Origin of the sequence: Streptomyces sp. NPDC058308 (genome assembly GCF_042880275.1) — a bacterium.
Lineage (GTDB): Bacteria > Actinomycetota > Actinomycetes > Streptomycetales > Streptomycetaceae > Streptomyces.
Genome location: NZ_JBHVZA010000062.1, coordinates 1 through 4,193, shown reverse-complemented (window position 1 = coordinate 4,193; position 4,193 = coordinate 1). Strand labels below are relative to the sequence as shown.

Annotated in this window: 3 protein-coding genes, 1 rRNA gene and 1 pseudogene; all 5 read right to left on the bottom strand. The window is 71.9% G+C overall.

The window, feature by feature from the left end; genetic code table 11:
* Positions 1–90 precede the first annotated feature (90 nt).
* Positions 91–1,236 (bottom strand): RNA polymerase sigma factor, encoded by a 1,146-nt coding sequence (locus tag ACFVYL_RS37665; protein ID WP_389724770.1) that lies wholly within the window; start codon positions 1,234–1,236, stop codon positions 91–93.
* An 8-nt stretch (positions 1,237–1,244) separates the two neighbouring features.
* Positions 1,245–1,652: a YciI family protein gene (locus tag ACFVYL_RS37660; RefSeq protein ID WP_389724764.1), complete on the bottom strand. Its 408-nt coding sequence runs from the start codon at positions 1,650–1,652 to the stop codon at positions 1,245–1,247.
* Between the two features lie 173 nt (positions 1,653–1,825).
* Complete coding sequence (locus ACFVYL_RS37655; RefSeq protein WP_389724767.1) at positions 1,826–2,668, bottom strand: hypothetical protein; 843 nt, start codon at positions 2,666–2,668, stop codon at positions 1,826–1,828.
* Positions 2,669–3,145: 477 nt separating this feature from the next.
* Positions 3,146–3,973 (bottom strand): annotated as a pseudogene (locus ACFVYL_RS37650) (tetratricopeptide repeat protein); the annotation flags it as partial.
* A gap of 125 nt (positions 3,974–4,098) precedes the next feature.
* A 5S ribosomal RNA gene (gene rrf / locus ACFVYL_RS37645) occupies positions 4,099–4,193 on the bottom strand; the annotation flags it as partial.

Below are 4,193 nucleotides of genomic sequence, written 5' to 3'. Positions count from 1 at the left end.
CCTGCACACCTACAACCACCACCGCTGCCACACCGCACTCGGAGGCAAGCCACCGATCACCCGTGTGAACAACGCTGCGGGTCAATACACCTAGGCCCGGCGCCGGGCGTTGAGCCGGGCGGCCTGCCGCGTCAGGTGATCGCGCTCGGCGAGGTCGGACGCCTTCCGGGCGGCCTCGGCGTACAGCCGTGCCGCCGTCACCGGATCGCCGTCGCGCTCGTGGAGATAGGCCGCCACCGCGGTGTACCGGGGCAGTGCGTCGTCGAGTACGGAGAGCGCCGCCAGGCCCGCGCGCGGCCCGTCGGCCTCCCCGACGGCCACCGCCCGGTTGAGCCGGACGACCGGACTGTCGGTCAACCGCACGAGCTCGTCGTACCACTCCACGATCTGCACCCAGTCGGTCTCCCCGGGGGTGGGCGCGTCGGCGTGCAGCGCCGCGACGGCGGCCTGCGCCTGGAACTCGCCGAGCCGGTCGCGGGCGAGGGCCGCCTGCAGAACGGCCACCCCCTCGGCGATCCCCCGCGTGTCCCACCGGCTCCGGTCCTGCTCGGCGAGCGGCACCAGGCTGCCGTCGGGCGCGGTCCGTGCGGCGCGCCGGGCATGGTGGAGCAGCATGAGCGCGAGGAGCCCCGCCACCTCGGGGTGGTCGATCGCGGCGGCGAGCTGCCGGGTCAGCCGGATGGCCTCGGCGGCGAGGTCGACGTCCCCGGAGTAGCCCTCGTTGAAGACCAGGTAGAGGACGCGCAGCACGGTCGCGACGTCCCCCGGCCTGTCGAACCGTACGGCGGAGACGGTGCGCTTGGCCCGGCTGATGCGCTGCGCCATGGTCGCCTCGGGCACCAGGTAGGCCTGGGCGATCTGGCGGGTGGTGAGGCCGCCGACGGCGCGCAGCGTGAGCGCCACCGCGGACGACGGCGTCAGCGAGGGGTGGGCGCACAGGAAGTAGAGCTGGAGGGTGTCGTCCACCCCGGGCGCGGGCCCCGGCGCCGGCTCCTCCTCGACGACGTCCTCACGCCGGCGACGAGCGGTGTCCGCCCGGGCCGCGTCGAGGAACCGGCGCCAGGCCACGGTGACCAGCCAGCCCTTCGGATCCCTGGGCTGGTCGGCCGGCCAGACGCGGAGCGCCTCGATCAGCGCGTCCTGCACGGCGTCCTCGGCCGCCGCGAAGTCGGCTCCGCGGCGGACGAGGATGCCGAGCACACCCGGCGTGAGGCTCCGGAGCAGGGCCTCGTTCATGGCCGGGCTCACTCCGAGATGGTCGGCGGCTCGCTCAGGAACGGGCGCAGCTCCAGCCACTCGTGGATCGGCTCCCCGCCCGCCCCTGGAGCGGCGGACAGCTCACCGGCCAGCTCCACGGCGCGCTCGTAGCTGTCTACGTCGATCACCATCCAGCCCGCGATGAGGTCCTTGGTCTCGGCGAACGGGCCGTCGGTGACCGGCGGGCGCCCCTCACCGTCGTACCGCACGAACGTCCCCTCGGGCGCCAGCGCCTGACCGTCGACGAACTCACCGGTCTTCTCCAGCCGGTCCGCGAAGTCCCGCATGTACTGCACGTGCGCCGAGATCTCCTCCGGCGTCCACTGGTCCATCGGCACGTCGTTGGCCGGAGCCGGGGCGCCACGGTAGTGCTTGAGCAGCAGGTACTTGGCCATCGTGCTTCTCCTCGATGTTGTGCGACCCATTCTGGTCACATTCACTACGGGGACGGAGCCGGTCGGGGATTCTCGACACCGCCCCCGAACTTTTTTCCACGAGGTCACGAAACGCGAAGGGCGGGCCCCCTCAGGAGCCCGCCCTTCATACCTCACACCGCTGATGCAGCAGGTCAGCCCTCGTCGGCATCCCGACGAACCGGCTCCACGACGTCCGCGGAGTCGTCGGCGTCGGCGTCGGCGTCGGCGTCGGCGTCGGCGTCGACGGAGTCCGCGGAGTCTTCCGAGTCCCCCGCGCTCTCGCCGCGACCGGCGTCCTCGTCCGGCTCCTCGTCCTCCACCAGGGCGTCGACGAACGCGACGCCTTCCAGCTCCGCGAGCCGGTCCGATGCGTCGGTGCTGCCGTCCTTGTCGGACTCGACGACCTTGGCGAACCACTCACGCGCCTCGTCCTCGCGCCCCGCTGCGAGCAGCGCGTCGGCGTACGCGTACCGCAGTCGCGCCGTCCAGGGCTGCGCGGAGTTCGACGCCAGCTCGGGGCTCTGCAGGGTCACGATGGCGGCGTCGATTTGGTCCAGGTCGCGGCGCGCCCCGGCGGCGACGAGCCGCATCTCGACCTGCCCCGCCTTGTCGAGCTTGTGCACCTCGGGGGCACCGGCCATCTCCAGCGCCTTCTCGGGCCGGTTGAGACCGCGTTCGCAGTCCGCCATGACAGGCCACAGATCGACACTGCCGGTCATCCGGCGAGCGGCCCGGAACTCGGCGAGCGCCTCGCTGTACTTCTGGGTCGCGTACGCGGCGAAGCCTGCGGCCTCACGCACGGCGGCGACCCTGGAAGCCAGCCGCAGGGCGATCCGCGAGTAGGCGTAGGCCTCCTCGGGCTCCTCGTCGATGAGCTTGGCGACCATCACCAGGTTCCTGGCGACGTCCTCGGCCAGCCCCTTGGGAAGGCTCTGCAGCTCCTGCTGTACGTCCTTGTCGATCTCGTGCCCCGTGACGTCGTCCGGGATCGGCAGCCGCTTGATGGGCTCGCGATCGCGGTCGTCACGCCCACCGCGGTACCCACCGCGGTCGCCGTCACGCCGGTCGTCACGCCGGTCGTCACGCCCACGGAACCCACCGGGACGCCCACCCCGGTCGTCACGCCGCGGCGCACGCCCACGGTCGTCCCCGCGCGGCGCCCGGTCATCGCGCCCGCGGTAGCCACCGCCACCGCCGCCACGGTTGTCGTCACGACGGAAGCCACTGCGGTCACCGCGGTCGTTGTCGCGACGGTCATCACGCCGATCGTCACGACGGTCATCACGGCGGAAAGCGGGACGGTCACCGTCGCGACGGTCGTCACGGCGGTCATCACGGCGGAAAGGAGGACGACCGCTGTCGCCGCGGTCGTCGCGACGGAAGCCGCCACGGTCATTGTCACGACGGTCATCGCGACGCGGCGCACCGGAGACGGACCGGTCATCACGCCGGAACCCACCACGGTCGTCCCCGCGCGGCGCCCGGTCATCGCGCCCGCGGTAGCCACCGCCACCGCCACGGTTGTCGTCGCGGCGGAAAGCGGGACGGTCACCGTCGCGACGGTCGTCACGGCGGTCATCACGGCGGAAAGGAGGACGACCGCTGTCGCCGCGGTCGTCGCGACGGAAGCCGCCACGGTCATTGTCACGACGGTCATCGCGACGCGGCGCACCGGAGACGGACCGGTCATCACGCCGGAACCCACCACGGTCGTCCCCGCGCGGCGCCCGGTCATCGCGCCCGCGGTAGCCACCGCCACCGCCGCCACCACGGTTGTCGTCGCGACGGAAGCCACCGCGGTCACCGCGGTCGTTGTCACGACGGTCATCACGCCGATCGTCACGACGGTCATCACGGCGGAAAGGAGGACGACCGCTGTCACCACGGTCGTCGCGACGGAACCCGCCACGGTCACCACGGTCATTGTCACGACGGTCATCGCGACGCGGCGCACCGGAGACGGACCGGTCATCACGCCGGAACCCACCACGGTCACGGTCATCACGACGCGGCCCGCTGGGCCGGTCATCGCGTCCGCTGGGCCGGTCATCGCGCCGGAACGGGGGACGTCCACCGCGGTCCCGGTCGCCATCACGCCGGTCGTCCCGACGGTCATCACGCCCGCGGTACCCACCGCCACCGCCGCCAGCACGGTTGTCGTCGCGACGGAACCCGCCGCGGTCACCGCGATCGTTGCGGTCGTTGTCGCGTCGGGGAGCCCCGCGGTATCCGCCCCGGTCACCACCGTCCCGGCTGCGCTGATCGCGCTCCGGTCGCTCATCGGGAGAGTTGGGGGACATCGGTGACTCCTAGTCTTCGGTACCGCAGTCATTCTCGCGCAGCCTGCAGGCCGGCGCGCTTCGACAAAAACAAAAGGACCCTTGGTCCCAGCGTGGACGCTGGGACCAAGGGTCCTCCAAAAATTGTTCGGCGGCGTCCTACTCTCCCACAGGGTCCCCCCTGCAGTACCATCGGCGCTGTGAGGCTTAGCTTCCGGGTTCGGAATGTAACCGGGCGTTT